Source organism: Nonomuraea corallina (assembly GCF_027620315.1).
In the GTDB taxonomy this organism is placed as follows: Bacteria; Actinomycetota; Actinomycetes; order Streptosporangiales; family Streptosporangiaceae; genus Nonomuraea; species Nonomuraea corallina.
The window spans coordinates 1-22,719 of sequence record NZ_JAPNNL010000120.1 but is presented as its reverse complement, the minus strand read 5'-3'; the positions used below and the strand labels follow the sequence as shown (position 1 = coordinate 22,719).

The following is a 22,719-nucleotide window of genomic DNA, read 5'->3' as shown; positions in this document are numbered from 1 at the left end:
GGGCGCGCTCTCGTGCCCCTGCGGGACGTGCAGCAGGGTGACGATGTCGCCCTCGTCGCGCTCCTGCTCGGCCTCGACGGGCCTGCCGTACACGGGCGGCTGGGCGAACATCGACTGGCCGCGCGCCGCCCGCGCTAGCCCGTCGCGGGTGAGCAGGCCGCCGGGCAGCGCGTGCGACTCGGCGAGCAGGCCGCTCCTGGCCGTCGCCAGCCCGCGGGTGGTCGCCGTGGCGGCGACCCGCTCGAACAGCGCGGCCGCCTGCGGCGCCTGGTGCCGGCAGGCGGCGGCGAGCCCGCGGGTCAGCGCCGCCCAGCCGGACACGTCGCGCTCCGGCGTGGAGGTGTCGCCCCTGATGGCGTCGGCCAGCCCGCGCTCCGACAGCAGCGCCGCGCCGTCGGCCGTGACGACCACGGTGCCCGGGTGCACCGAGCCGTGCGTCACCCCGGAGGCGTGCAGGGCGAGCAGGGTCTGGGCGGTGTCGGCCAGCACCGCCGCCGCGCCGGACGCCTCCATCGCGCCGGCCGCCAGCAGGCTCGACAGGGTGGGCGTGACCGCCTGGGCGGTGAGCAGCCACACCTGGTCGCCGGCCGCCACCACGTCGGCTACCGGGATCAGCCCGCCCAGCCCGCCCATGACGAGCCGGCGGTCGGTCAGCACCGCCGCCACGACCCGGTCGCGCACCCCGGGCAGCTCGATGATCCTCGAGTCGAACAGCAGCGCCCCGGCCCTGCGGCCGTCGGGCGAGATCGCGTCGATCCAGTTGCCCAGCTCAGTGATCCACGTGTGCTCGGTCAGCCGGAATCCGGCGATCCCGTGTCTCGGACTGCTCATCCCCGTCCGTCCCCCCGGAGCGTCAGCGCTTCCTGCGGTGACGCCCCGCCATGCGTCGCCTCACCGCCAGTGTGACGGGAACCGCGCCGAACGTCACCAGCCCGAGCGACAGCAGCGCGGGCCCGTCGCTGACCCCCGGCGTGGGCGAGCTGGTGATGCCGGGCGGCGGCTCCTCGCCGGTCGAGGTGTCGCTCGGCGTCGGGTCCGGGGACTGGGTCCGCGTGGGCTGCCGGGTCGGCTGCCGGGTCGGCTGCCGCGTCGTCGGGGCCCCGGTGGGCGTGGCCGAGGACCGCGTGGGCTGTGCGGTGTCCTGGTTGGCGGTGCCCGCCCTGCCGGTGAGCTCGGGCTCCGGCTCCTCGGTCGGGGTGGCCGCGGGGGTCCGCACCCGGGTCCTGGTGGGCCGCTGCGTGGGCGTGCGGGACCTGCTCGGTCTCGCTGAAGGGCTGCGGGTCGCCGTCGGCTGGGTGACGGGCGCGGCGGACTGCGTCCGCGGCGGCGGCGTCGTCTCCTCAGGGGTGGGCGTCGGCTCCTCGGGCGTCTCGGTCTCGATCGGGTCCAGGGACTCGGTCTCCTCCGGCTCTGCCGTGGAGATCGTCGGCGTGGGCGTGGCCGTGCTGGTCTGCGCGCGCAGGGCGGTCTCGCCCTTCCACGGGTTCACCAGGACGACCGCCACGGCGATCGCCACGCCGACGCAGGCCGTGGTGATCGCGGCCTTGGCGGACACCTTGCTCAGCAGCTTGCCGGGGCCGCCGAAGCGGGTCTCCGCCAGCGTGGTCACCGCCTCGGCGGGGGCCTCCGGCGGCATCGGCCAGAGCAGCAGGAGCAGCCCCGCCAGCGCGCTCAGGCGTCGTCTGCCGCGCTCCTCCCAGTCGTCCCCGTACGCCTCGCGGGCGACGGACTCCAGCTCCGTCAGGAACGCCTCGGCGGACTCCGGCCGGTCGGCGGCCCGCTTGGCCAGGCCCCGCTCCACCAGGGCCTGCAGGGCGGGCGGCACCTCCTCGACGGGCGGCGGGGTGGCCTGGTGCTGCCGGGCCAGGGCGGCGAGGTTGGTCGCGCGGTACGGGCGGGCGCCGGTCAGGCACTCGAAGAAGACCACGGTGGCCGCGTACACGTCGGTCGAGGGCGAGGCCGGCGCGCTCGACCACTGCTCCGGCGCCATGTACGGGGGCGTGCCGGCGGCGCCGGCCCCGAGGCCGGCGGGCACGGCGATGCCGAAGTCGACGAGCTTGCTGGAGCCGTCGCCCTGGACGATCACGTTCTCCGGCTTGTAGTCGCGGTGCACGATGCCCATGGCGTGCGCCGCGGCCAGGCCCTGCAGGGACCCCTTGAGCACGGCCAGCGCGGCCTCCGGACCCGTCGGGCCCTCGGAGCGGAGCAGCTCGCGCAGCGAGACGCCGTTCACCAGCTCCATCACGATGGCCGCGCCGTCGCCGTGCTCGACGTAGTCGATCAGCCTGGCGTTGTGCGGGCTGCGCATCGCGCCCAGCACCCTGGCCTCCTGGCGGAACCGGGCGACGAAGCTGACGTCGTCCCTGAGCCGGTCGGACAGGTACTTGACGGCGACCTCGGCCCCGTCGTGGTCGCGCGTGGCCAGGACCACCCGGCCGGCGGCGCCGCTGCCCAGCTCTCGGACCTCGGTGTAACCGGGGACCCCCCACCGCTCATCGCCGTACATAGCGGTCTCCTCTACGGTTGTCCGGGCCCCCACCCTCAACAGACGGAGCGTAGCTTAACCGGCGTTTCACCTTCACCGGCAGCAGATATCCCAAATCGGAACCGTGAGGTCAGTTGATCTGCGGCTGCGGGGTCTCCGTCACCTCCGGCTCGCACGCGGGCAACCGGCCGTCCCGCTGGGAGACGCCGTTGCCGGCGCCCGGCCGGGTGCTCGCCCGTACCAGCCAGGACGTCCCGCAGGCGGCCTCGACCGGGTGCCGGAGCGTCCTGGTGTACGAGGTGGCGCCGGACAGCGTGAGCTGCCTGGTGCCGGCGAGCCGGCCGGCCTGGTAGAACCCCACGACCAGGCGGACCGGCCGCGCGTCGCCGGTGGTCACCGCGACCGTGGTGGTCAGCGCCCCCCGGACCGCCACGGCGCGGACGACGGACACGCTCTTCACCTCGATGGGGCAGACGACGGTGGCGCGGGCGGCGGCGGTCCGCTCGCCCGCGGTCACCCGCACCGTGACGGTGGAGCCGCACGGGCGGGCGCGGAAGGCGTGACGGAAGGTCCTGAGGTACGAGGTGCGCCCGGACACGTTCGCCGCCCGGGTGGCGACCTGGTCGCCGTCGACCGCGAAGGCGGCGGTGACCGGCACCTGGCCGGTGCCGCTGGTGCGCAGGGACACGGTGGCCGCGGCGGTGCCGCCCGCCATGGCCAGCCGCACCCGCAGACCGGTCGCCTCGGTCGGGCAGGGCGGCACGTTCACGGTGGCCGTCGCGTTGCCGCCGCGTGCGGGCGGGTCGGAGACCACGGTGAGCGTGACGCTCCGCCCGCAGGGGCGCTCGCCCAGGTCGTGCGCGAGGGAGCGGGTGTAGGAGCGGGCGTCGCCGAGCCGGAGCCGCTCGGAGCGCACGGACTCCCCGGCGACGAGCCAGGTGGCGCGGACGGTGACCGGGCCGGTGCCGGTGGCGTCGAGGGCGAAGGCTCCCGTGGCCCTGGCGCCCCGGACGGATAACCGGCTCACGGACAGCGAGGACACCGCGGTCTCGGGCGGCGCGCTGGTGACCGGGTCGCTCGGCGTCGGGGTGCCCGTGGTCGGGGTGCCCGTGGTCGGGGTGGGAGTGCCGGTGGTGGGGGTGACTGTCGGAGTGCCCGCCGGAGAGGTCGGGGGCTGAGAGGTGGGCGGCTGGGACGTCGGCGGCCCCGTGGTCGGCGGACTCGTGGTCGGCGGCCCCGTGGTCGGCGGCCCCGTGGTCTCCGGGGCCGGGGACGTCGGGGTGCTCGTGGACGTGCCGGTGGTGGTCACGCGCGGGTCGGAGAAGCCGGTGGTGGCGAGGTCGGGGACGCCGGTCGTGCCGGGCGTCGGCTGTGCCGTGCCGTCCACGGTCGGCAGCCTGCCGAGCGCCTGGTCCGACGGCTCGCCCGTCGGGCTCGTGGCGGGTTCGGGGCTCTCCTCGGGCGTACGCTCCGGCTCCGGGGACGGTGTCACCGCCGGCGGCTCCGACGGCGCGGCGGCCACCGGGTTCAGGCGGGTGGGCGTCTCCCTGTTGACGGCGACGACCACCACGCCGGCGGCCACCACGGCGGCCAGCCCGCCCGCCATGGCGACGCGCACCGCCTTGCCGCGCACGCCCTTGAACACCGTGTGGGCCAGGGTGGTGGTCACCTGCGGGGCGGGCTCGGCGGGTTCGGGCAGCAGCAGGGCGAGCAGCAGCACCAGCCCGGCCAGCCGCCGGCGGCCGCGCTCCTCCCAGTCCTCGCCGTAGGCGGCCCTGGCCACCCGCTCCAGCTCGGCGACGAACGCCTCGGCGCCGGCCGGCCGGTCGGCGGGGTCCTTGGCCAGCCCGCGCAGGATCAGCCCGCGTACCGGCTCGGGGGCGTCGTGCGCCGGGACCGGGGCGTGCAGGTGCTGGTAGCCCAGCACGGTCGGCTCGGACGAGCGGTAGGGCCGGTGGCCCGTCAGGCACTCGAAGAACACGGCCGTGGCCGCGTACACGTCGGTCGCCGGGGAGGCGGGCTCGCCGGCCCACAGCTCCGGAGCCATGTACGGCGGCGTGCCCTCGGCCCTGGTCGCCTGCCCCTGCCTGACGGCGATGCCGAAGTCGACCAGCTTGCTGTGGCCGTCCTCACGGACGATCACGTTCTCCGGCTTGTAGTCGCGGTGGACCAGGCCGAGCGCGTGCGCCCGGGCCAGGCCGAGCAGCGAGCCCTTGAGCACCACCAGCGCCGCTTCGGGGCCGGTGGCGCCGCTCTCGCGCAGCAGCGCGCGCAGGGGGACGCCGTTGACCAGCTCCATGACGATGGCGGCGCCCTGCGGGTCCTGGATGTACTCCCACAGGGTTGCGACGTTCGGGTCGCGCAAGGTGGTGAGCAGCCGCGCCTCGGAGCGGAACCTGTCCAGCGCGGCCGGGTCGTGCCGCCACCTCTCGGAGAGGTACTTGATCGCGACCTTGACGCCGGTCTCCTCGTGCACGGCCAGCACGACACGGCCGCCGGCGCCCGCGCCGAGCTGCCTGATCTCCGTGTAGCCGGGTGCGCTCCACTCCATGTGTCCGCCTTCGTGCAACCAAGGGTCGGCCCACCTGATGAGACGCGTGATCTAGGAGGTGAGTTGGCTGGATCCGCCCTCGTTCATGGAACTACTTTCTGTCACGGATGTGAACAGGTATGCCGATCCCGTCGGGGAGCGCCGGATCGGGCACCGGTTCGCCCCAGGCGGTGACCAGGGGGAGCACCCCGGCCCACACGGGCAGCGCGTAGTCGGCCTCCTCGTCGGAGGGCGCGCCGCAGCGGATCTTGACCGACGCCTCCTCCAGCGACAGGGCGAGCACGGCGGTCGCGGCCAGCTCCTTGCGGTCCGGCCGCCTGGCGTAGTCCCACTGGCCGGGGGCCAGGCGTTCGGTCAGCGCGCGCAGCCCGGCGATCCGCTCCTCCTCGTCCGTCACCACTCTGGCCCGGCCGTAGACGATCGCCGAGCGGTAGTTCACCGAGTGGTGGAAGACCGACCTGGCCAGCACGATGCCGTCGAGGTGGGTCACCGTGACGCAGACCTCCCGGTCCCCGGCGGCCCGCAGCGACCGGGCCCCGGTCGAGCCGTGCAGGTAGAGGGTGTCGCCGACCCGGCCGTAGCCGGTGGGCACCACCATCGGGTAGCCGTCGGTCACCACGCCCAGGTGGCAGATCAGGCCCGTGTCGAGCACCTCGTACAGATCGTCCCTGTCGGCGGCGGCGCGCTCCTTGGAGCGGCCGAGCCGGGTGCGGGCGGTGGTGGAGAGCATGGCGTCGACCGTAACGGCGAAGTGGACCTATCCTGGAGAGCCACTATCACCCCCTTTCCGGAGACCACTTGCGCGCTCTCGTCGATCTCCCCATCTCCCTGTCCCGGGAGTCCGAGGTGCCGCTCATCACCCAGCTCGCCGCCCGGCTGCGCGAGGCCATGCTGTCCGGCGCGCTCGCGGCCGGTGAGCGGCTGCCGTCCTCGCGCGGGCTGGCCGCCCAGCTCGGGGTCAGCCGGACCGTGGTGACGGAGGCCTACCAGCAGCTCTACGCCGAGGGCTGGCTGGAGGGCAGGCACGGCTCCGGCACGTACGTCGCCTCCCTGGAGACGCCGCCGGCCGCCGTCCAGGAGCCCGCAGGGGACCCGCCGGCCCCGAGGCCGGCGCGGAGGCGGAGATCCGGGGACGTGATCGACCTGTCACCCGGTCAACCCTGGGTGCGCGACTACGACGCGGCCGCCTGGCGGCGGGCCTGGCGCCGGGCCGCCGACCTGCCGCCCGGCGACTATCCCGACCCCTACGGCCTGCCCCGGCTCAGAGAGCTGCTGGCCGGCCATCTGCGCCGCACCCGGGCCATGGCCGTCGGGCCGGAGCACATCCTGGTCACCCGCGGCACCGGCAACGGCCTCGACCTGTGCGCGCAGGCCCTGCTCGGCCCGGGGACCCGGGCGGGCGTGGAGGACCCGGGCTACCACGTGGCGCGCACCGTGTTCGCCGCCAGGGGCGCGGACGTGGTGCCGTGCCCGGTCGACGAGGACGGGGTGATCGTCGACGACCTGCCCGACGGCCTGCGGGTGCTCTACACCACCCCCGCACACCAGTACCCGCTGGGCGGGCGGCTGCCGATCCCGCGCCGCGAGCGGCTGCTGTCGTGGGCCAGGCGCACCGGCGCGACGGTCGTGGAGGACGACTACGACGCCGAGTTCCGCTACGACGTCGCCCCGCTGCCCGCGCTCCACGGCCTCGACCCCTCACGGGTGGTGCTGCTGGGCACGCTGTCGAAGTCCCTGGCGCCCGACGTCGGCGTCGGCTGGCTGGTCGCCACGCCCGACCTGGTCGACCGGGTGGCCGCCCTCCGCCGTGCCGTCTCCGACCGCACCAGCGGGCCGGTGCAGCAGGCGGTGGCCACCCTCCTGGAGCACGGGGACCTCGACCGCCACCTGCGCAGGATGCGGCTGGAGTACGCGCGCAGGCGCGCGGCCGTGGTGGAGGTGCTCGGCCCGGTCTGCCGGCTGCGCGGCGACACGGCCGGGCTGCACGTGCTGGCCGAGCTGCCGCCGGGACTGGCCCCGCGGATCATGGAACGGGCGGCGGAGCGCGGGGTGCTGCTCGACACGACCGAGCGCCACCATCTCGGGCCCGCACGGGTGCACGGCCTGGTCATCGGGTACGGGTCCGCGTCGCTCGCGCAGGTGCGGCGGGGCTGCCGGATCGTGGCAGAGATGATCAAGGAAGGCTGAGCGGCGGCGCGGGTTCCAGCTCGCGCAGCAGGGGCAGCGCCCGGTGCGCGTAGAGCGGATCGACCGGGAGCACGTGGCGGGCCCACCAGCGGGCCGGCTCGGGGTCGGGCGAGGGATCGGTGAATCCCGGAGCGTAGTCGTCGTACGGGGGGTCGTAGAGGTAGCCGGTCGCCACCCCGCGCCGCTCCAGCTCGGCGATGGCCGTGTCGCGGTCGCGCACGAGCGTCGGCACCCTGAACAGAGGCTGATCGATCTGTTCGCGGACGGCCGGAGCGGCGATGGGTAAGCCTGCCAGCAGCGCGACCCCGGCCAGCCTGCGCGCGCGCTCGCGCGGCACCTCGGCCACCCGCCGGGTCTGGTACCAGCGGGCGAGCGGGCCGCACCGGGTCCGGTAGTCGTGCAGGTCGGCCCGGACCCACGGGTCGAACGGCGGCAGCGCGGGCGCGTACGGCAGCGCCTCCTCCAGCTCGCGCGCCAGCAGCGCGATGCGGTAGCCCTCGCGCTCCTCCTGCAGGCCCAGCGCGCGCATCAGCCACAGCGCGGGACGCACCAAGTCGAGCCGGAGCGCCGCCTGGCGGGCCATCGAGGTGGCCACCGAGAGCAGCTCCGCCCGCCACGACGCCGGCTGCAGCAGCGCGTCGCGGGCCCGTTCCAGCGCCCGCAGATCGGCCGGGTCCGCCACGGCCAGCACGCCGCCCGAGCCCGCCCCGGCGTGCTTGGACAGGCTGAACACCCCGGCCACGCCGAAGGTGCCCAGCGGCCGGCCGCCGACGCAGGTCTCCATGGCGTGGGCGACGTCCTCGACGAGGACCTTCCCGGCACGCGTCGTCAGCTGGTCGGGCAGCCCGTACAGGTTGGTGGTCAGGACCGCGTCCACGGCGGAGAGGTCGACGCGGTCGGCGTCGATGTTGCCGTCGCGGGGCGACAGCGGCGCGATCACCGGGCGCAGCCCGGCGGCGATCACCAGGAAGAGGATCTCATCCGCGGAGATCGGCGACATGAGCAGCCGCTGGCCCGGCGAGCACCAGTGACGCAGCGCCAGGTAGAGGCCGAGACGGTTGGACGGGAGGAGCAGGCAGTGACGTCCGGTGCGCTCCTCGATGGGCTTCATCGAGGGATCAGCCGGTCAGACCGGCCCGCAGCCGGCCATAGGTCTTCAGCGCCTTGTCGGCGGTCTTGTGGAGCACCGGGTTGGCCAGCACGGTGGCCCTGGCCTTGCGCGCCGGCACCCGCATCATCCAGTGGAAGCCCGCCGCCGGCCCCGGCCGGGCCAGGCGGCCCTCGGCCACCGTGTACTCGCCGTTCTTGAGCTTCTCCTTGTACTCCTTGTCGCCGCGGCCCATGTCGATCACCTGGATGCCGGCGGCGGCCGCCTTCTCGGCCATCGCCAGGTGGTGGATGAGGCCGGGGGAGTACTTGGCGAAGTCGGTGTCGTAGGCGGGGAACCAGCCGGCCAGGGTGGTGCGGGTGCGGACGCCGAAGTGGCCTGCCACCGGCCGGTCGCCGACGTACACCATGTCGAGCACCCCGGCGAAGCTCTCGCCGCCGGTCGACTGCAGGCGCTCCACCAGCTCGACGATCCACCGGTGGGAGAACCGGTCGGCGCGGCCGGTGCGGCGGTACTGGTCGGTCTTCCAGCCCAGCAGCGTGTGGAGCGGCGCCGGGTCGGTGATCGCGTACTCGTGGCGCACCTCGCCGGCCTCGCGCCCCAGCTTGCGTGACTTGGCCAGCGTCGTCTTGTAGGTCTTGCCGGAGTTGGCCCGCAGGTAGTCGGTGTAGGCGGCGTAGCCGTCGCTCAGATCGATGATCGGCGACGGGTAGGTCTCGTGGCGGGAGCCCAGCAGGGGCTGGCCGGCCACCAGGTGGTCGAACTCGTAGACGCTGAGCCCTGAGCGCCGCAGCAGCCGGAACGGGTCGACCTCCAGGTCCTTGGCGTAGATCATGCCCTGCGCGTCGGTCAGCCCCGCGGCCACCGGTTTGCCGATGCCCATGGGGTGGCGCTCGAACGGGAAGAAGCCCGCGATCTCCGGCCCGTCGTAGATCACCGCGACCCGTACGGTGTCGCGGAGAGCGCCGACGATCAAGGTGAACTCCGGAGAGAGAAAGGGATTGTCGAACGCCGGGTCGCTTTCCTGCAGCGCGCGCCAGCGGCTGATTTCGGCGTCTCCCAACTCCCTGGGATGAGCGAGGGTGACCTGCACGGGGCTCCTACTGTCGACATGCCTCTAGCGGCAGACATGTGGACAGCCAGTTTATGGGTTACAGACCGGCGCCTTTCCCACAGATCCGGAACGTTATCCAACTCTCAGCTCGCCTTCAGGACAGAATAACGTTCTAATATCTGACCATGACCGTACCAGGGATCGACCGGCCCCGGCTCTTCGCCTGGATGGGCCGCCACGCGCCCGACGCCGGTGAGCCGCTGTCCGTCTCGCTCATCTCCGGGGGCAGGTCCAACCTGACCTACCTGATCGAGACCCGCGAGCGCCGCGTGGTGCTGCGCCGCCCGCCGCTGGGCCACGTGCTGCCCACCGCGCATGACATGGGGCGCGAATGGCGGGTCATCTCCGCGCTCGCGCCGACGCCGGTGCCCGTCCCCGGACCGGTCGCGTTCTGCGCGGACGAGGAGGTCATCGGCGCGCCGTTCTACCTCATGGACCACGTGGCAGGGGCGGCGGTGCGGACCCGGGAGGAGCTCGGCGACCTGGCGCCCGAGCCGACCAGGCGGCTGAGCCGGCGGCTGGCCGAGGTGCTGGCCGCCATCCACGCCGTCGACTACCGGGAGGCGGGGCTGGACGGGTTCGGCCGCCCCGACGGATACCTGGCCCGGCAGGTCGAACGCTGGTGCAAACAGTGGGAGCGGTCGAAGACGGCCGACCTGCCCGACTTCGACCGGCTGGCCGACCGGCTGCGCGAGAGGCTGCCGTCGCGGTCGGCCGGCACGCTCGTGCACGGCGACTACCGGCTCGACAACACGCTCGTCCGGCTCGGTCAGGAACCCGAGATCCGCGCGGTCGTGGACTGGGAGATGTCCACTCTCGGTGACCCGCTCGCCGACCTCGGGCTCACGCTCACGTACTGGCAGGACGCGGGGGACGAGGAGCGGGCCGGCATTCCGGTCGCCGGCGACGTCACGGCCGCGCCGGGGTTCCTGACCGCCGCCGAGTTCGCCGCCCACTACGCCGAGGTCTCCGGCCGCGACACCGCCGAGCTGGGGTTCTACGTCGCGCTCGGCAACTTCAAGCTCGCCGTCATCATCGAGGGCATCCACGCCCGCTTCCGCCAGGGTAAGACCGTGGGGGAGGGGTTCGAGCGGATCGGCGCCGCCGTGCCCGTCCTGATCGCCCGCGCCCACCGCATGCTCGGCCCGTCGTGACCGCCGGTCACGGGCGCCACCCGAGGCCCGTCACCCACCCACCTCGCTGAGGAGCTTCATGAGCACTGTCGCACTCATCACCGGAGCGGCGAGCGGCATCGGCGCCGCGGTCACCCGCCGCCTGTCGGCGGGCGGCGCCAAGTGCGTCCTCGTCGACCTCGACGGCGAAGGCGCCGAGCGGCTCGCCAAGGAGGTCGGAGGCGTCGCCCTGGCCGCCGACGTGAGCACCGAGGAGGCGTCCAGGCAGGCCGTCGACCTGGCCGCCGGCGCCTACGGCCGGCTCGACCTGGTCCACCTCAACGCCGGCATCTCCAGCGGCGTCGACCTGAACGCCTTCGACGCGGCCCGGTACCGCAAGGCCGTCGGGGTCAACGTGGACGGCGTGGTCTACGGCGTCGCCGCCGCCCTGCCGCTGCTGCGGCGCTCCGGAGGCGGCGCCATCGTGGTCACCGCCTCGCTGGCCGGGCTGGTGGGCTACGACGGCGACCCGATCTACACCATGACCAAGCACGCCGTCGTCGGCCTGGTCCGCGCGCTCGCCCCGCCACTGGTCAAGGAGCACATCCGGATCTCCGCCGTCTGTCCTGGCTTCACCGACACCCCGCTGGTGGCCGACGCGCGCGAGCTGTTCGTCAGCGCCGGGTTCCCCCTCCTGGAGGCTGACGAGGTGGCCGCCGCCGTGGAGTCGGCCTTCTACTCAGAGGAAACCGGCAGCTTGTTCGTCATACAGCCGGGTAAGCAACCGGTGCCGTACCGTTATGCGGGGGTTCCTGGACCCGCGAGCGGGCAACGACCACCATCGTCCTGACCGTTCGCACGCCACTCGCAAGCCGGGCGGTTACGGTGAAGAAGGCCGGGCCGCACCGCCCGGCCTGGCTTGGAACGTTCGCGAAGGGTGGATTCGGTGATTCCGACGGACGGTCGACATGCCCGCAGGCGGTCCCCGTGGCCGCTGGCAGTAGGGGCGGGTGTGGTGGCGGTGCTGCTCGTCGCCGGGATCATGACTTACGCCGGCCTGCGGTCCGGCTCGGACGAGCCCCCGCCCGCCACCTGGGTCGGCGGCGAGATCGCCTCGACCGCGCCCACCGAGCCCGCCCCTGACCTGCAGCCGCCGCCCGTGGTGGACGACTGGCCGCGCTGGGGCGTCACCCACACCCAGTACAGCGCCGACAACGAGGGCGTGGAGGTCCAGGACCGGGCCAGGAACATCCTCGGCCGGGTCCCGATGCTGCAGAACCAGCACATCATGGGCTGGGGGGCCGGCAACCCCGAGCCGGCACCTGGCCGGCACAACTTCGTCGACCTCGACCGGCGACTGACGTTCATGGCGTCGTCCCGGGCCATCCCGGTGATCACCCTGTGCTGCGCGCCCGACTGGATGAAGGGCGGCCAGGCCGGCCGCACCGACTGGAGCAAGAACCACACGGTCGCGGTCAAACCCGAGCATTTCGACGACTACGCCAAGCTCGCCGTCCGCGTCGCCGAGCAGTACCCGACGGTCGAGCACTTCATGGTGTGGAACGAGTTCAAGGGCTTCTGGAACGCGAGCGCCAACCGGTGGGACGCCGAGGGCTACACCGAGCTCTACAACAAGGTCTACGACGCGCTCAAGAAGGCGAACCCGAAGATCAAGGTCGGCGGTCCGTACGTGCCGATCGAGAGCACCAAGGCCGAGCGGCACTCCGACCTGAGCGGCCCCTACGGCACCGTCGACCAGCGGGCGCTGGACGCGATCGAGTACTGGATCGAGCACAAGAAGGGCGCCGACTTCATCGTCGTCGACGGCGCCACCATGACCACCGACGCCGGCAACGTCCCCGACGACTTCGCCGCCACCGCCAAGTTCAGCGCGATCACCAGCTGGCTCCGGCAGAAGGCCGGCGACCTGCCGGTCTGGTGGGCCGAGTGGTACGTCGAGCCCGACGACTCCGGCTGGTCCGAGGAGAAGCGGGTCGCCGTCCAGGCCACGGCCCTCATGGAGTTCGCCAAGAGCGGCGTCAACACCGCCCTCTACTGGAACCCGCAGGCCAAGGGCGGCGCCGAGTGCCCCGGCTGCCTGTGGCGGCCCGGCACCGGCGAGGAGATGCCCATGGCGGGCCTGCTCAGCGGCTTCACCAAGTGGTTCCCCGCGCACGCGCGGCTGGAACAGGTCCAGTCCTCCGACCCGCGGGTGCGCGTCCTGGCCCAGGAACGCCAGCTCGTCATGGTCAACACCGCCGACACCGCCGTGACCGCCACCGTCGACGGCAAGCAGGTCAAGCTCCAGCCGTACGAGATCCAGTGGAGCGGCCGCGGCGGCGCCTGAGCCGTCACAGCCCCGCGATGTGGACGAACCGCTCCACGATCACCCCGAGCGCCGCCACGAACGCCGGGACGCCCACCCACAGCAGCCACCGGCGGGCTCGCGGCGCCCGGCGCGGCCCGCCGAGCCGGATCACCTCGTAGCTGAGCAGGCAGATCCACGCCACCGCCAGCGCCGCCACGCCGACGGGCGTCCACGGCGAGGTCGGGTCGCCCGGGCCCTTGTACGGGCGAGGCTCGGGGATCTCCGTGCCGCGCACGAACGAGCCCCAGGTGTAGAGCGCCGCGTCCTCGTTCGCGTAGACCCGCTTCAGCTCCGGCGCGGCGTCCAGCGCGGCCCGGAACCTCTCCCCCCAGCCCTCCGGGAAGCCCTCGTTGAGCTGCAGGTAGCTGACCTGGCCGCGGCTGACCACCACGTAGGTGTTGCGCGGGCTCTCCGGCCCCGGGCGCAGCCGCTCGATCACGCCGGAGATGTTCGACGGGTCCTTGTAGACCAGCGCCTGACCGGCGAAGTTGACCAGCTCGATGTCACGCTCGCCCCACGGCAGCGTCGGCGTGACCTCCGGCCCCAGCTTCGGCACCAGATAGACGACCCGGGCGCTCGGCTTGTCGTGCTCGTACACGTAGTGCATGGCCGCGACCTCGCCGGAGGTCACCCGCTCGAACTTCTCGTTGCCGTACCGGGCGACGAGGAAGGCGCCCGCGAGCCCCACCGCGATGCACGCGGCGAGCACCAGCGAGACCTTCCTCGTCAGGTCGGGGTTGAAGCGCACGTTGCGCTTGCGCAGCGGGACGGTCTCCTCGCGCACGTCGGCGCTGTCGGCCGGCATGTTCGGGAAGAACGCGTACGCGGCCAGCAGGCACGCGCCCGGCAGCGCGAACATGTAGATGCGCAGCCCCATCTCGCCGCCGTAGCTCTGCATCGCCAGCGCCAGCGCCGGCACGCAGAGCAGGATCAGCGCCGCCCGGTCGAACACCCCGCGGTGCAGCCGCCGGTAGAGCCCCACGGCGGCCAGCGTGAGGATCACCACCAGGATGCCCAGCCGCGCCTGGAGCACCAGCGCGTGCAGCGGGTCGCTGCCCTCGATCCGGGCGCCGGTGTTGGTCTGCAGGTTGTCGAACACCCGGCCGAGCCCGCCGAAGATCGTCCCGATCTGGCCCACCCAGAAGCCGACGGCCATGTAGCTGATCCAGGTCAGCACCACCAGGCCGAGCGAGAACGGCAGCGCCCACGTCAGCGAGGTCCGCTTGAACAGCAGGAAGGCCGTCACCACGCCGAGCATCATGAACGGCGTGATCTGGTGGGACGCCGTCGAGGCCACGAACAGCGCCAGCAGCAGCATCAGCATGAGCAGCTTGTCGGCGCGGTACATGCCGGTGTTGGCCAGCTCGCCCGGCGTCATCGCGTCCAGCCGGCCCAGCAGCCTGCGCAGCCCCTTCGCCGGGATCGGCCTGGTGCGCGGCTCCACCCGCCCGAACCAGCGCAGCAGGATCGCCACGAACGCCAGATAGAGCGCGAAAGTGAAACCCTGCGGCGAGAAGTAGTCCTGCCCGATCCACTGCACCAGGATGAACAGCAGCGCCGCGAACCAGCGCGCCCGCGTCGTCGCCACCACCTGGCGCAGGATGAGCACGAACGGCAGCAGGTAGAGCAGGTTCGACAGCAGCGGCGACCAGTTCAGGATCGGCGTCAGATCCTCGATCCCGGCCGCCTTCGTCACGAACGCGAACAGCGCGAAGAAGCCCGGCCAGCCCATGCGGGCGTCGATGTTGATGGCCGTCTCGCCGGTCCTGCCGATGAACTCCACGAAACCGGCATGGATGTACGCGGTCGGGAACCGGGGTTCCTCGGCCACCAGCGCCCCCACCCCGTGCAGGGCGAACGTGATGGCGGCGATCTGGAACAGCAGCAGGAACTTGCGGTCGGTGCTCTGCGCGACCGTGACGAAGAACGACACGATCATGATGAGGATGGCCGCGAAGGCGGTGACGGGCAGCGCGGAGATCAGGCCGAGGCCGTTGATGTCGTCGGGGTCGACGCCCCAGTACGGGCCGGGCGGCGCCTTGACCGCCAGCACGTACATGACCAGGCCCTCAAGGACGAGCAGCACCGGGAGCCACTTGGGGGCGCTGACCAGCAGCCGCGCCCAGAGCCCCGCCGGCCGCCCGCCCGGCCCTCGAACCTGGGGCCGCGCCGCGGGCTCGGCGCCCGGCTGACCTTTCTCCGGCGCCTCACCGGGCACGGCCTCCGGCATCTCACCTGGCACGGCCTCGGGCGCCTCACCTGGCACGGCCTCCGGTGCCTTCACCTCTCGCCGAAGCGCCGTGGCCCCACCACCCCCGGCCCTGCCCTCCGCCCCGGCGGCGCTCACGGACTCGCCACCGGTCTGGGCGGGGGCTGCGGGCTTGCCGCCGGTCTCGGCGGAGGGCGCGGGCTTGTCGTGGGTCTTGGTGGCTGTGGTGGCCGGCTTGCCGTCGGTCTTGGCAGGGGTGTCGGTGCCCTTGCGGGCCTGCTGGATGGGGAACGGGGTCGTGGCGGACGAGTCCTCGACCGGCTCGGCCACGGGACGGAGAGTCACCTTGGGCAGCGTGGCCGTCCCGGACTCATCGGAGTCCTCGGGATCGTCCTGCGGGGCCTTGGCCTTCGGGGGGGCCGGTTCGGCCTCGTCCTCGGGAGCGGGGCGGGTCTTCTCGGCGTCGGTCCCGGGCTCCGTGGCGTCCTCGGCATCGTCCTGCTGGGTGTCGGCCTTCGGGCGGACCGCCCGATCCTTCTCCGGGCGCTTGGACTCGTCCGCGTCCTCGGGGGTGGAGGCGGGCTCCTCAGCCGCCGGACGGGGCTTGGCGGACTCCGGCGCGGGAGCCGCCTCGGGGAGGTCCAGGACGCGGAAGGTCATGGTCTGGCTGGAGTCCTCGGCGTCCCGCACCTCACCGGTGGAGTCTGCAGCGTCCTGCCCGGCGCCGGTGGCGTCTCGTCCAGCGCCGATGGCGTCGCCGGCGTCGTCGGCGCCTTGCCCGTCTCCGGTGGAGTCGGCGACGTCGTCAGCGTCCTGCCCGTCATCGGCGGTGTCGGCGGTGTCACTGGCGTCGGCGGTGTCGGCGGTGTCGGTGGGACGGTCGGCGGCGGAGGGCTCGTCCGGCGCGGGCTTCTCGTCGGGGTGGGGCTTGCCGGGCGGACTCTGGGCAGCATCGAGGTCCAGCCGCGGGATGATCCCCGTAGCCTCCGGATCGAAGGGCACTCCTGACTCCTCTCCCGTGTCCCCCCGTACGCCGGAAGAGCCGGTGAAACCCGCTGTCATACCATCGCCGTCCCGTTGCCTCACGTAGACCATCATGGGGCCCCGGGCGGCCCCTGAGCGACGCTGAGCTGCCGCGTTTCGGCAGGTTTGAGAATCCTACGTAGTTTTCCGAAGATCACCAACGCGACGAAAGTCTGGCTGATCAGCATGCCGTATCCCACCGCTTCCACGCTCTCGAACGGGAACAGTACGGCGATCGCGGTCAGCACCGCCGCCGCCAGCCCGATCTGGAGGGCGGCCAGTTTGCGCACCTCGCCCATCGCGCGCAGCGCGCTGAGATAGATCTCGATCAGCACGCGCGGCAGCACCGCCAGCGCCATGAGCCGGAGCAGCAGAGTTCCCTCGGCGGCGAAGTCGTCGCCGAACACCTGGAGGATCAGCGGGGCGGCGACGACCACCACCAGGATGATCGGCACGATGATCATCAAAGCCCTGCGCAGCGCGTTGCGGCAGTGGGCGGCCAGCTTCGACCGGTCGAAGGAGCCTTCCACGGTCAGCGACACGGCCATGTTCATGGCCAGCAGCTCGATCATGCAGCCCAGCGTGTGGGCCATGGAGAACCGCCCGAACGTCGCCTCGCTGACCTGGGTGGCCACGGCCACCGGCACCAGGTAGACGATCGCCAGGACGGAGAGCGTGCCGGGGAAGTCGCCGGACAGGAACCGCCCGATCTCGCGCATCCCCGGCGGACGCCGGTCCAGGGCGGCGGTCTGCCGCAGGTGCCGCGGCACCACCACCCCGAAGATCAGCCAGTTGATCGGGATCAGCGCGATCGCGGTCGGCACCATCCAGGAGACGAAGATGCCGCCGTCGGGCAGCGCCCCGGCGAGCGCGACCAGCAGCCCCATCTTCGCCAGGCCGAACACGATGCTGTTGAGCGGCACCCACACGGCGCTGCGCAGCCCGGTCAGCACCACGTCCTGGAGGGTGAAGACGGCCCACACCACGACCGCGCCGAGGAAGAACAGCCCGGGACCGAACCCGGCCAGCACGGAGTACGTCTCGCCCCACAGGGGCAGCGTCAGCAGGAAGCCGAGGGCCGCGGCGACGCCGGTGGTGGCGGCGATGCCGTAGCCGCGCAGGATGAGCCCCGGCGTGCGCCGGCCGGCGATCGGCAGGTAGCGCGCCAGCGCGCCCATCAGGCCCAGCGCGGTCAGCGACGCGAACAGCCGCATGAGCGTGATGACCGCCTGACCCCTGCCGAACTCCTCCTCGGAGAAGTAGTGGGCGGCCAGCAGCCAGTAGCCCATGCCGAGCACCGCGGTGATGCCGGTGTTGGCCATCAGCGCGTAACCGTTGCGGAACAGCGGGTTGCGGAGGTCGCGCAGCAGCCTCCGCCAAAGATCAGACATGGCCGCGAACCCGCTGCAGCCCGTATCGCGTCCTTCTGACGACCGCGTACCCCTTGGTCAGGACGCGTTCGCGCAGATAGATCAGGGGCACGGCGGTGCCCTCGACGGCCTTCTTGAACATGCTGATCGTGGTGTGGCGGGAGACGGTCAGGCGCGGGATGGCGAGCATGTCGTGGCGGTCGGCCGCGATCGTGTTGTTCACCGCGCAGGCGGCGAAATAGCCCGCCTTGCGCACCTCGCGGCGGACCCGCGCGCTGGAGTAGCCGTACGGGTAGGCCATGGTGGCGACGGGCGTGCCGAGCTTGTCCTCCAGCAGGCCCTTGTTGCGGCGCAGCTCCTGGCGGAGCTCCTCCGCGGGGAGCTGGTCGAGCTGCGGGTGGCTGTGGCTGTGGCCGCCGATCTCGACGCCGCACTGGGCGGCCTCGCGGGCCTGGCCCCAGCTCAGCATGTCGTCGAGCGGCCGGCCCGCGGCGTCCTTGCCGGCGTCGGAGACCCAGCCGCTGGTCAGGAAGACCGTGGCGGGGAACGCGTGGCGCTCCAGCAGCGGCAGCGCCTGGGCGTGGAAGTCGGCGTAGCCGTCGTCGAAGGTGAGCACGATGGGCTTGTCCGGCAGCTCCCTGCCGTTGATCTTGTTGAGTCTGGCCACCAGGTCGCCCAGCGTCAACGGCGTGAAACCGCTCTCCGCGAGGTAGGCGAGCTGCTCGTCCAGGTCGGACGGCCGCACCGAGTGCGGCCTGGTCTCCTCGTTGGGGGAGTCGGTGACCGAGTGGTACATCAGGATCGGCACCCTGATCATGAGCGCACCGCCTTCAGCCGGATGGAGCCCACCAGATAACCCCAGGCCGTCCAGGCCAGCCCGACCACGATCGCGAAGGCCCGGCCCAGACCGCCCACGTCGCCCCTGACCGCCTCGCCGAGACCGCGCAGCGCGCCGAGCGGCAGCGTCTTCATCGCGTGCGCCCGCTCGCTGGACAGCCCGTCCTGCGTGCCCACCTCGCGGGTCACCAGGGCCTTGGACAGGCCCTCCGCGTAGCAGCGGGAGCGGAAGTAGGCGAACGTCTCGCGCTGCCGGGACACCTTGTGGCCGATGACCGCCGCGGGCTGGAAGATCATGACCGAGCCGGGCCTGCGCTGGCTGAGCCGGATGCAGAACTCCGTCTCCTCGCAGCCCAGCGGACGGCTCTTGCGGCCCTGCACGCTGCGGCCGATGCCGCTGTGGAAGCCGCCCACCTCGGACACCGCGTCGCGCAGGAAGGCCGCGTTGCCCCCCATGACGTTGCGGATCGGCGCCTTCACCTCGGGCATGCCCCGGTAGGTGCAGCCGACGGTCCAGTCGAACTCGTGCGGGAACCAGCGCGGCCGGCGGCCCGACGCCCAGATCGGCTCGGTGCGGCCGCCCACCCCGACGACGCCCGGATCCTGGAAGCCCTCCTCCAAAGCCTCCAGCCAGCCGGGATCGGCGACCGCGTCGTCGTCGAGGAACGCGACGATCTCACCGCCGGCGGCGGCCACGCCGGTGTTCTTGCCGCCGGACAGGCCCTGCTCGTGGGAGTTCTCCACGACGGTCGCGTCCGGGTAGGCGCGCTTGAGCTTCAGGTGCAGGTCGGGGTTGTGGTCGACGACCAGGATCAGCTCGTGGGGCGGGCGCGTCTGGCGCTCGACCGACTCCACGGCCTGCCTGATGTCCTCCCACCGGTCCTCGGTGTAGACGCAGATGACGACAGACGTGTTCACGACGATTCCTTCGGGCGTTCGAGCGTGCGGAGCGCTTACGCGACGCCCCGGTCCGCAGCGGGAGCCGCGGCGGGCTCGGGCCTGGGGGGAGCCGGCCGGCGGCGCCACTCCCGCAGGATCGTCCTGAGCACGCGCAGGCCGTCGCGTACGACGTGCAGGTTGCTCTCGCCGTGGATGCGGTCGCGCTCGTGGCTGGGCACCTCGTGCACCTTCAGCCCGCCCTTGGCGGCGCGGATGTTCATCAGGGTCTCCACCTCGAAGCCGTCGCAGTCGAGGTCGAGCACGTCGAGGTGGCGCGACCAGAAGGCGTTGTAGCCGTAGCACAGGTCGGTGTACTGCGTGCCGTACATTTTGTTGACGATGCCGGTGAGGACCTTGTTGCCGAGGCGGCGGCTGAAGGTCAGGTCGTCGCTGCCGCCGCCGGAGGCGTAGCGCGAGCCCTTGACGAAGTCGGCGCCTGTCATGAGGGCGCCCACGAACGAGATGATCTCGTGGCCGTCGGTCGAGCCGTCAGCGTCGATCATGACGATGATGTCGCCGGTGCAGGCGGCGAAACCCTCCGCGAGCGCGTTGCCCTTGCCCTTGCCCGTCTGCGTGACGATCTTCACATTGGGACGCAGACGGCGGGCCACGGCCACCGTGTCGTCGACGGAGTTGCCGTCCACGAGCACGATCTCGTCGATCCACTGCGGCAATGTGGCGAAGACATGGGGAAGGTTCTCCGCTTCGTTCATCGCCGGCACCACCACGCTCACCGTGGGTGAGATGGCCAAATGCGGAGTGATCGGCGTGAACCGCTCGATGGGCGGCATCGAACGCAGGGGCGTGACAGGCGACTTGCCGTTGGGCTTGACAGTCTCGGGACTCATGACGACGTTCCTTCCGGGACTCTGCCGAGACCTGCCGGCGTCAGTGATCCCCCGTGTGGAGGGAATAGCTGACGAGACAGTTGGTGCATCGACCGGGTCCAGTGAGGTGAGGGTTGTGCTCGGGGGCGGTGCTGCGGGGCTGTGCTGCTGCGGTGCTGTGCTGCTCCGGGAATGTTAGTGCGCTCCCGGTACTTCTTTGGGAACGGTGTTCGGGTCGTGTTGTAAGGAACTTCGCACCCGTCCGAAGCCTTTGAGCACTCGGTCGGCTGCCTTATAGAGAGACGGCCGATCGAGGACGATTGTTCGGGCTTTGTTCACGGGAGTACGGCCCATCCAGTGGACGGCCGCGGCCGGCGTCGGCCGCGACACGCGGCCCTCGGCGACGTAGAGGGTGCCGCTCTTGAGCCAGTCCTTGTACTCCTTGCCGCCTTTGCCCATGTCGATGGTACTCAGGCCGCTGCGTGCCGCGGCCTCGGCCATCCGCATGTGGTGGACGATGCCGGGGGAGTAGCGGGCGTACTCGGTGTCGTAGGCGGGGAACCAGCCGACGAGGGTGTTGGCCGTCATCAGCCCGAAGTGGCCGGCCACCGGCGTGTCGCCCGCGTACAGCATGGTGAGCACGCCGGAGAAGTCGGGGGACCTGGAGGCGTGCATCAGGTCGGTCAGCTCGACGATCCACGGCTGGGCGAACCTGTCGACGCGGCCGGTGCGCCGGTACTGATCGGACTTCCAGGCCAGGAGGGTGCGGAGCTCGTCGGCGTCGGGGGAGGCCCAGGCGAGGCGGAGCTCACCCTGCTCCCTGCCGAGCTTGCGCTCCTTGTAGCGGACGGTCTTGAGGTTCTTCGGGGAGTTGGCCTTGACCTGGTCGAGCCAGGCGTCGAAGCCGGCGGTGAAGTCCATGACGGGCGCCGGGCGGACGTCGTTCTCGTACGGGGCGAACGTCGGCTGGCCGGCGACGAGATGATCGAAGTCGTAGACGGTCAGCTTGCACGTGCGCAGAAGCGTCCGGGCGTCCAGCTCCAGGCCGGGCATCGCGATCAAGCCATGGTAGGTGGTGAGAAAACCCCCAAGAGGCTTACCAATGCCGAAACTGTGCCGCTCATACGGAAAAAAGCCGACTATTCGATCATCTTGCTCGATCACCGCGACGCGCACATAATCGCGCAGCTGATCCAGGGCGACCGCGAACTCCACCGAAAGAAACGGGTTGTCCAGGCTCGCATCGCCTTTCTGGATCTCCCGCCATCGGGCCCGCTCCGGGGCTCCGAGCTCGCCCGGGCGTGCGATGCTGATTTTCACCTTGCCCTGGCCCCCTGTCCGGTCTGCAGGTTCTTGCCCCGGTACAACACGCGCAGCACGTACAGGAACCCGCCGAGCACGGCGACCGTGGCCACACCCGCCCGAGGCGACCAGGCGTCGAACATCAGCATGGCCTGGGCCAGCAGCACGTTGATCACCAGGCTCGCGGCGGCCCCGACGGACAGCGCCGCGAGCGGATCGCGATCACGCAACAGCCCGACCACGGCGGCGCCCGGCACGACGAGCAGGAAGAGGGAGATCAGGAGCGGCCGCAGGGGGGTGTCGATGTCGAGCAGGGCGACCAACGCTCCCGCGACGCAGGCCAGCGAAAGCAGCCAGGTGACCGCTCTGCGGTGCTGCTTGAGCATGTGCCGTCTCTCTCCGGTTCTCTTTACGCTGCGCTGGTCTGCGGCCGATCGCTCCATGGGATCAATCGGTGCGCGCGCACGTCAACGCCGACGCTTGGCAATCATGTCAGGTTTACCGCAGTCCGCCCCCATCCCATGTGGGATTCGCCACATGGGTAAGAACAGTCCCGGGCCGACGTGTTCCCAAGCACACCAGGATGCCCTATCCACCCCACATGTATCGACCTAGCGTCCAAGTTGTCACACTTTGTCACGCAGAGAAAATCCGGCCGGTCGTACGGCCGCCTCGGGTGCGGGGGTGTCGGTCGCCTCGGCGCTCGCGGTGACGTCGTCCTCCGGGAGGCTGGTGGGCGTGGTCGTGTCGTCCCAGTGGAGCTCGCAGGTCGAGCCGCCGCCGTTGGAGGTGATGGTGACCGTGCCGCTGCCCGCCGCCCCGGGGGCGTGCACGGTGACCCAGATCACCGCGGTGCCGCCCGGCCGGATCGAGCCCCTGGCCGGAACCACGTCCAGCCCGTCGGACGCCACTGCCTTCCAGGAGACGGTCTGGTTGCGCGCGCGCAAGCCGATGGTGGCGGCGTTCGCCATGTCCGCCGGGCAGGTCGCGGTGAGCCGGGCGGGGCGGACGGTCCGCCGCCGGGTGGGGGTGCCGACGGCCGGGGGCCTGGTGGTCGCCACCTCGGCGGCGGGCCGCCTGGTCGGCTCCGGCGACGGCGTCCGCTCGTGCCCGCTCGGGGCAGGCGTGGGGTCCGGCGTCCCGGTGGCCTCGGCCGGCGGGCTGCCGGCGTCCTCACTGACAGAAGTAGTCGCGGTGGCCGAGACGGTGGCCGAGACGGTGGGGGAGATGGCGGGGGAGGTGACGGACGGCGGTGGCAGGGCCGTCCCGGCGCCTTCGGCCCCGGTC

18 protein-coding genes and 1 pseudogene are annotated in these 22,719 nt (G+C 72.2%); 5 read left to right on the top strand and 14 right to left on the bottom strand.

The features are described 5' to 3' along the window. The 4 genes and pseudogenes from OUY22_RS25280 to OUY22_RS25265 form a co-directional block, all read right to left on the bottom strand. A pseudogene (locus tag OUY22_RS25280) lies at positions 1 to 831 on the bottom strand (hypothetical protein); the annotation flags it as partial. 22 nt (positions 832 to 853) lie between these two features. Continuing rightward, positions 854 to 2,506 carry a serine/threonine-protein kinase gene (locus OUY22_RS25275; protein WP_270157634.1) on the bottom strand — a complete coding sequence of 551 codons (1,653 nt, stop codon included), beginning with the start codon at positions 2,504 to 2,506 and terminating at the stop codon, positions 854 to 856. Between the two features lie 109 nt (positions 2,507 to 2,615). After that, positions 2,616 to 5,036 (bottom strand): serine/threonine-protein kinase, encoded by a 2,421-nt coding sequence (locus OUY22_RS25270; RefSeq protein WP_270157633.1) that lies wholly within the window; start codon positions 5,034 to 5,036, stop codon positions 2,616 to 2,618. 91 nt (positions 5,037 to 5,127) lie between these two features. Then, complete coding sequence (locus OUY22_RS25265) at positions 5,128 to 5,766, bottom strand: pyridoxamine 5'-phosphate oxidase family protein (protein ID WP_270157632.1); 639 nt, start codon at positions 5,764 to 5,766, stop codon at positions 5,128 to 5,130. Positions 5,767 to 5,834: 68 nt separating this feature from the next. Between OUY22_RS25265 and pdxR the strand changes: the two genes are divergently transcribed. After that, positions 5,835 to 7,223 (top strand): MocR-like pyridoxine biosynthesis transcription factor PdxR, encoded by a 1,389-nt coding sequence (gene pdxR, locus OUY22_RS25260; RefSeq protein WP_270157631.1) that lies wholly within the window; start codon positions 5,835 to 5,837, stop codon positions 7,221 to 7,223. Here the strand turns inward: pdxR and OUY22_RS25255 are convergent. Together OUY22_RS25255 and OUY22_RS25250 are read right to left on the bottom strand one after the other, a co-directional pair. Then, a complete protein-coding gene (locus tag OUY22_RS25255) occupies positions 7,210 to 8,334 on the bottom strand; it encodes a DegT/DnrJ/EryC1/StrS family aminotransferase (protein ID WP_270157630.1) in 1,125 nt (374 codons plus the stop codon). The two genes, pdxR and OUY22_RS25255, sit on opposite strands and share 14 nt — an antisense overlap. Positions 8,335 to 8,341: 7 nt before the next feature. Further along, positions 8,342 to 9,424: a GNAT family N-acetyltransferase gene (locus OUY22_RS25250; protein WP_270157629.1), complete on the bottom strand. Its 1,083-nt coding sequence runs from the start codon at positions 9,422 to 9,424 to the stop codon at positions 8,342 to 8,344. 146 nt (positions 9,425 to 9,570) lie between these two features. On the opposite strand from OUY22_RS25250, the gene OUY22_RS25245 reads away from it, so the two are divergent. From OUY22_RS25245 to OUY22_RS25235, 3 genes are all read left to right on the top strand, one after another. Beyond that, positions 9,571 to 10,599, top strand: coding sequence for a phosphotransferase family protein (locus OUY22_RS25245; protein ID WP_270157628.1), 1,029 nt, complete (start codon positions 9,571 to 9,573; stop codon positions 10,597 to 10,599). Between the two features lie 58 nt (positions 10,600 to 10,657). Beyond that, the gene (locus tag OUY22_RS25240; protein ID WP_270157627.1) at positions 10,658 to 11,407 is read left to right on the top strand and encodes an SDR family oxidoreductase; all 750 of its coding nucleotides are present in this window, start codon (positions 10,658 to 10,660) and stop codon (positions 11,405 to 11,407) included. 162 nt (positions 11,408 to 11,569) lie between these two features. Beyond that, positions 11,570 to 12,904 (top strand): GH39 family glycosyl hydrolase, encoded by a 1,335-nt coding sequence (locus tag OUY22_RS25235; protein WP_270157626.1) that lies wholly within the window; start codon positions 11,570 to 11,572, stop codon positions 12,902 to 12,904. Positions 12,905 to 12,908: 4 nt separating this feature from the next. Here the strand turns inward: OUY22_RS25235 and OUY22_RS25230 are convergent, their stop codons facing one another. The 8 genes from OUY22_RS25230 to OUY22_RS25195 form a co-directional block, all read right to left on the bottom strand. Beyond that, on the bottom strand, positions 12,909 to 16,136 hold the full coding sequence (locus OUY22_RS25230) for a hypothetical protein (RefSeq protein WP_270157625.1): 3,228 nt from the start codon (positions 16,134 to 16,136) through the stop codon (positions 12,909 to 12,911). Between the two features lie 92 nt (positions 16,137 to 16,228). Then, a complete protein-coding gene (locus OUY22_RS25225; protein ID WP_270157624.1) occupies positions 16,229 to 17,548 on the bottom strand; it encodes a lipopolysaccharide biosynthesis protein in 1,320 nt (439 codons plus the stop codon). Next, positions 17,541 to 18,344 (bottom strand): polysaccharide deacetylase family protein, encoded by an 804-nt coding sequence (locus tag OUY22_RS25220; protein WP_270157623.1) that lies wholly within the window; start codon positions 18,342 to 18,344, stop codon positions 17,541 to 17,543. Before OUY22_RS25220 ends, OUY22_RS25225 begins: the two co-directional genes overlap by 8 nt. Further along, positions 18,341 to 19,282 (bottom strand): glycosyltransferase family 2 protein, encoded by a 942-nt coding sequence (locus tag OUY22_RS25215; protein ID WP_270157622.1) that lies wholly within the window; start codon positions 19,280 to 19,282, stop codon positions 18,341 to 18,343. Before OUY22_RS25215 ends, OUY22_RS25220 begins: the two co-directional genes overlap by 4 nt. A gap of 35 nt (positions 19,283 to 19,317) precedes the next feature. Continuing rightward, the gene (locus tag OUY22_RS25210) at positions 19,318 to 20,151 is read right to left on the bottom strand and encodes a glycosyltransferase family 2 protein (RefSeq protein WP_270157621.1); all 834 of its coding nucleotides are present in this window, start codon (positions 20,149 to 20,151) and stop codon (positions 19,318 to 19,320) included. A gap of 174 nt (positions 20,152 to 20,325) precedes the next feature. After that, a complete protein-coding gene (locus tag OUY22_RS25205; RefSeq protein ID WP_270157635.1) occupies positions 20,326 to 21,183 on the bottom strand; it encodes a GNAT family N-acetyltransferase in 858 nt (285 codons plus the stop codon). A gap of 263 nt (positions 21,184 to 21,446) precedes the next feature. After that, positions 21,447 to 21,818, bottom strand: coding sequence for a hypothetical protein (locus OUY22_RS25200; protein WP_270157620.1), 372 nt, complete (start codon positions 21,816 to 21,818; stop codon positions 21,447 to 21,449). Between the two features lie 240 nt (positions 21,819 to 22,058). Then, positions 22,059 to 22,379, bottom strand: a complete 321-nt coding sequence (locus OUY22_RS25195; protein ID WP_270157619.1) for a hypothetical protein — start codon at positions 22,377 to 22,379, stop codon at positions 22,059 to 22,061. Here OUY22_RS25195 and OUY22_RS25190 point away from each other — a divergent pair. Continuing rightward, positions 22,366 to 22,719 (top strand): hypothetical protein (locus tag OUY22_RS25190; protein WP_270157618.1); only part of this gene is annotated, 354 nt, incomplete at its 3' end. The genes OUY22_RS25195 and OUY22_RS25190 overlap by 14 nt on opposite strands.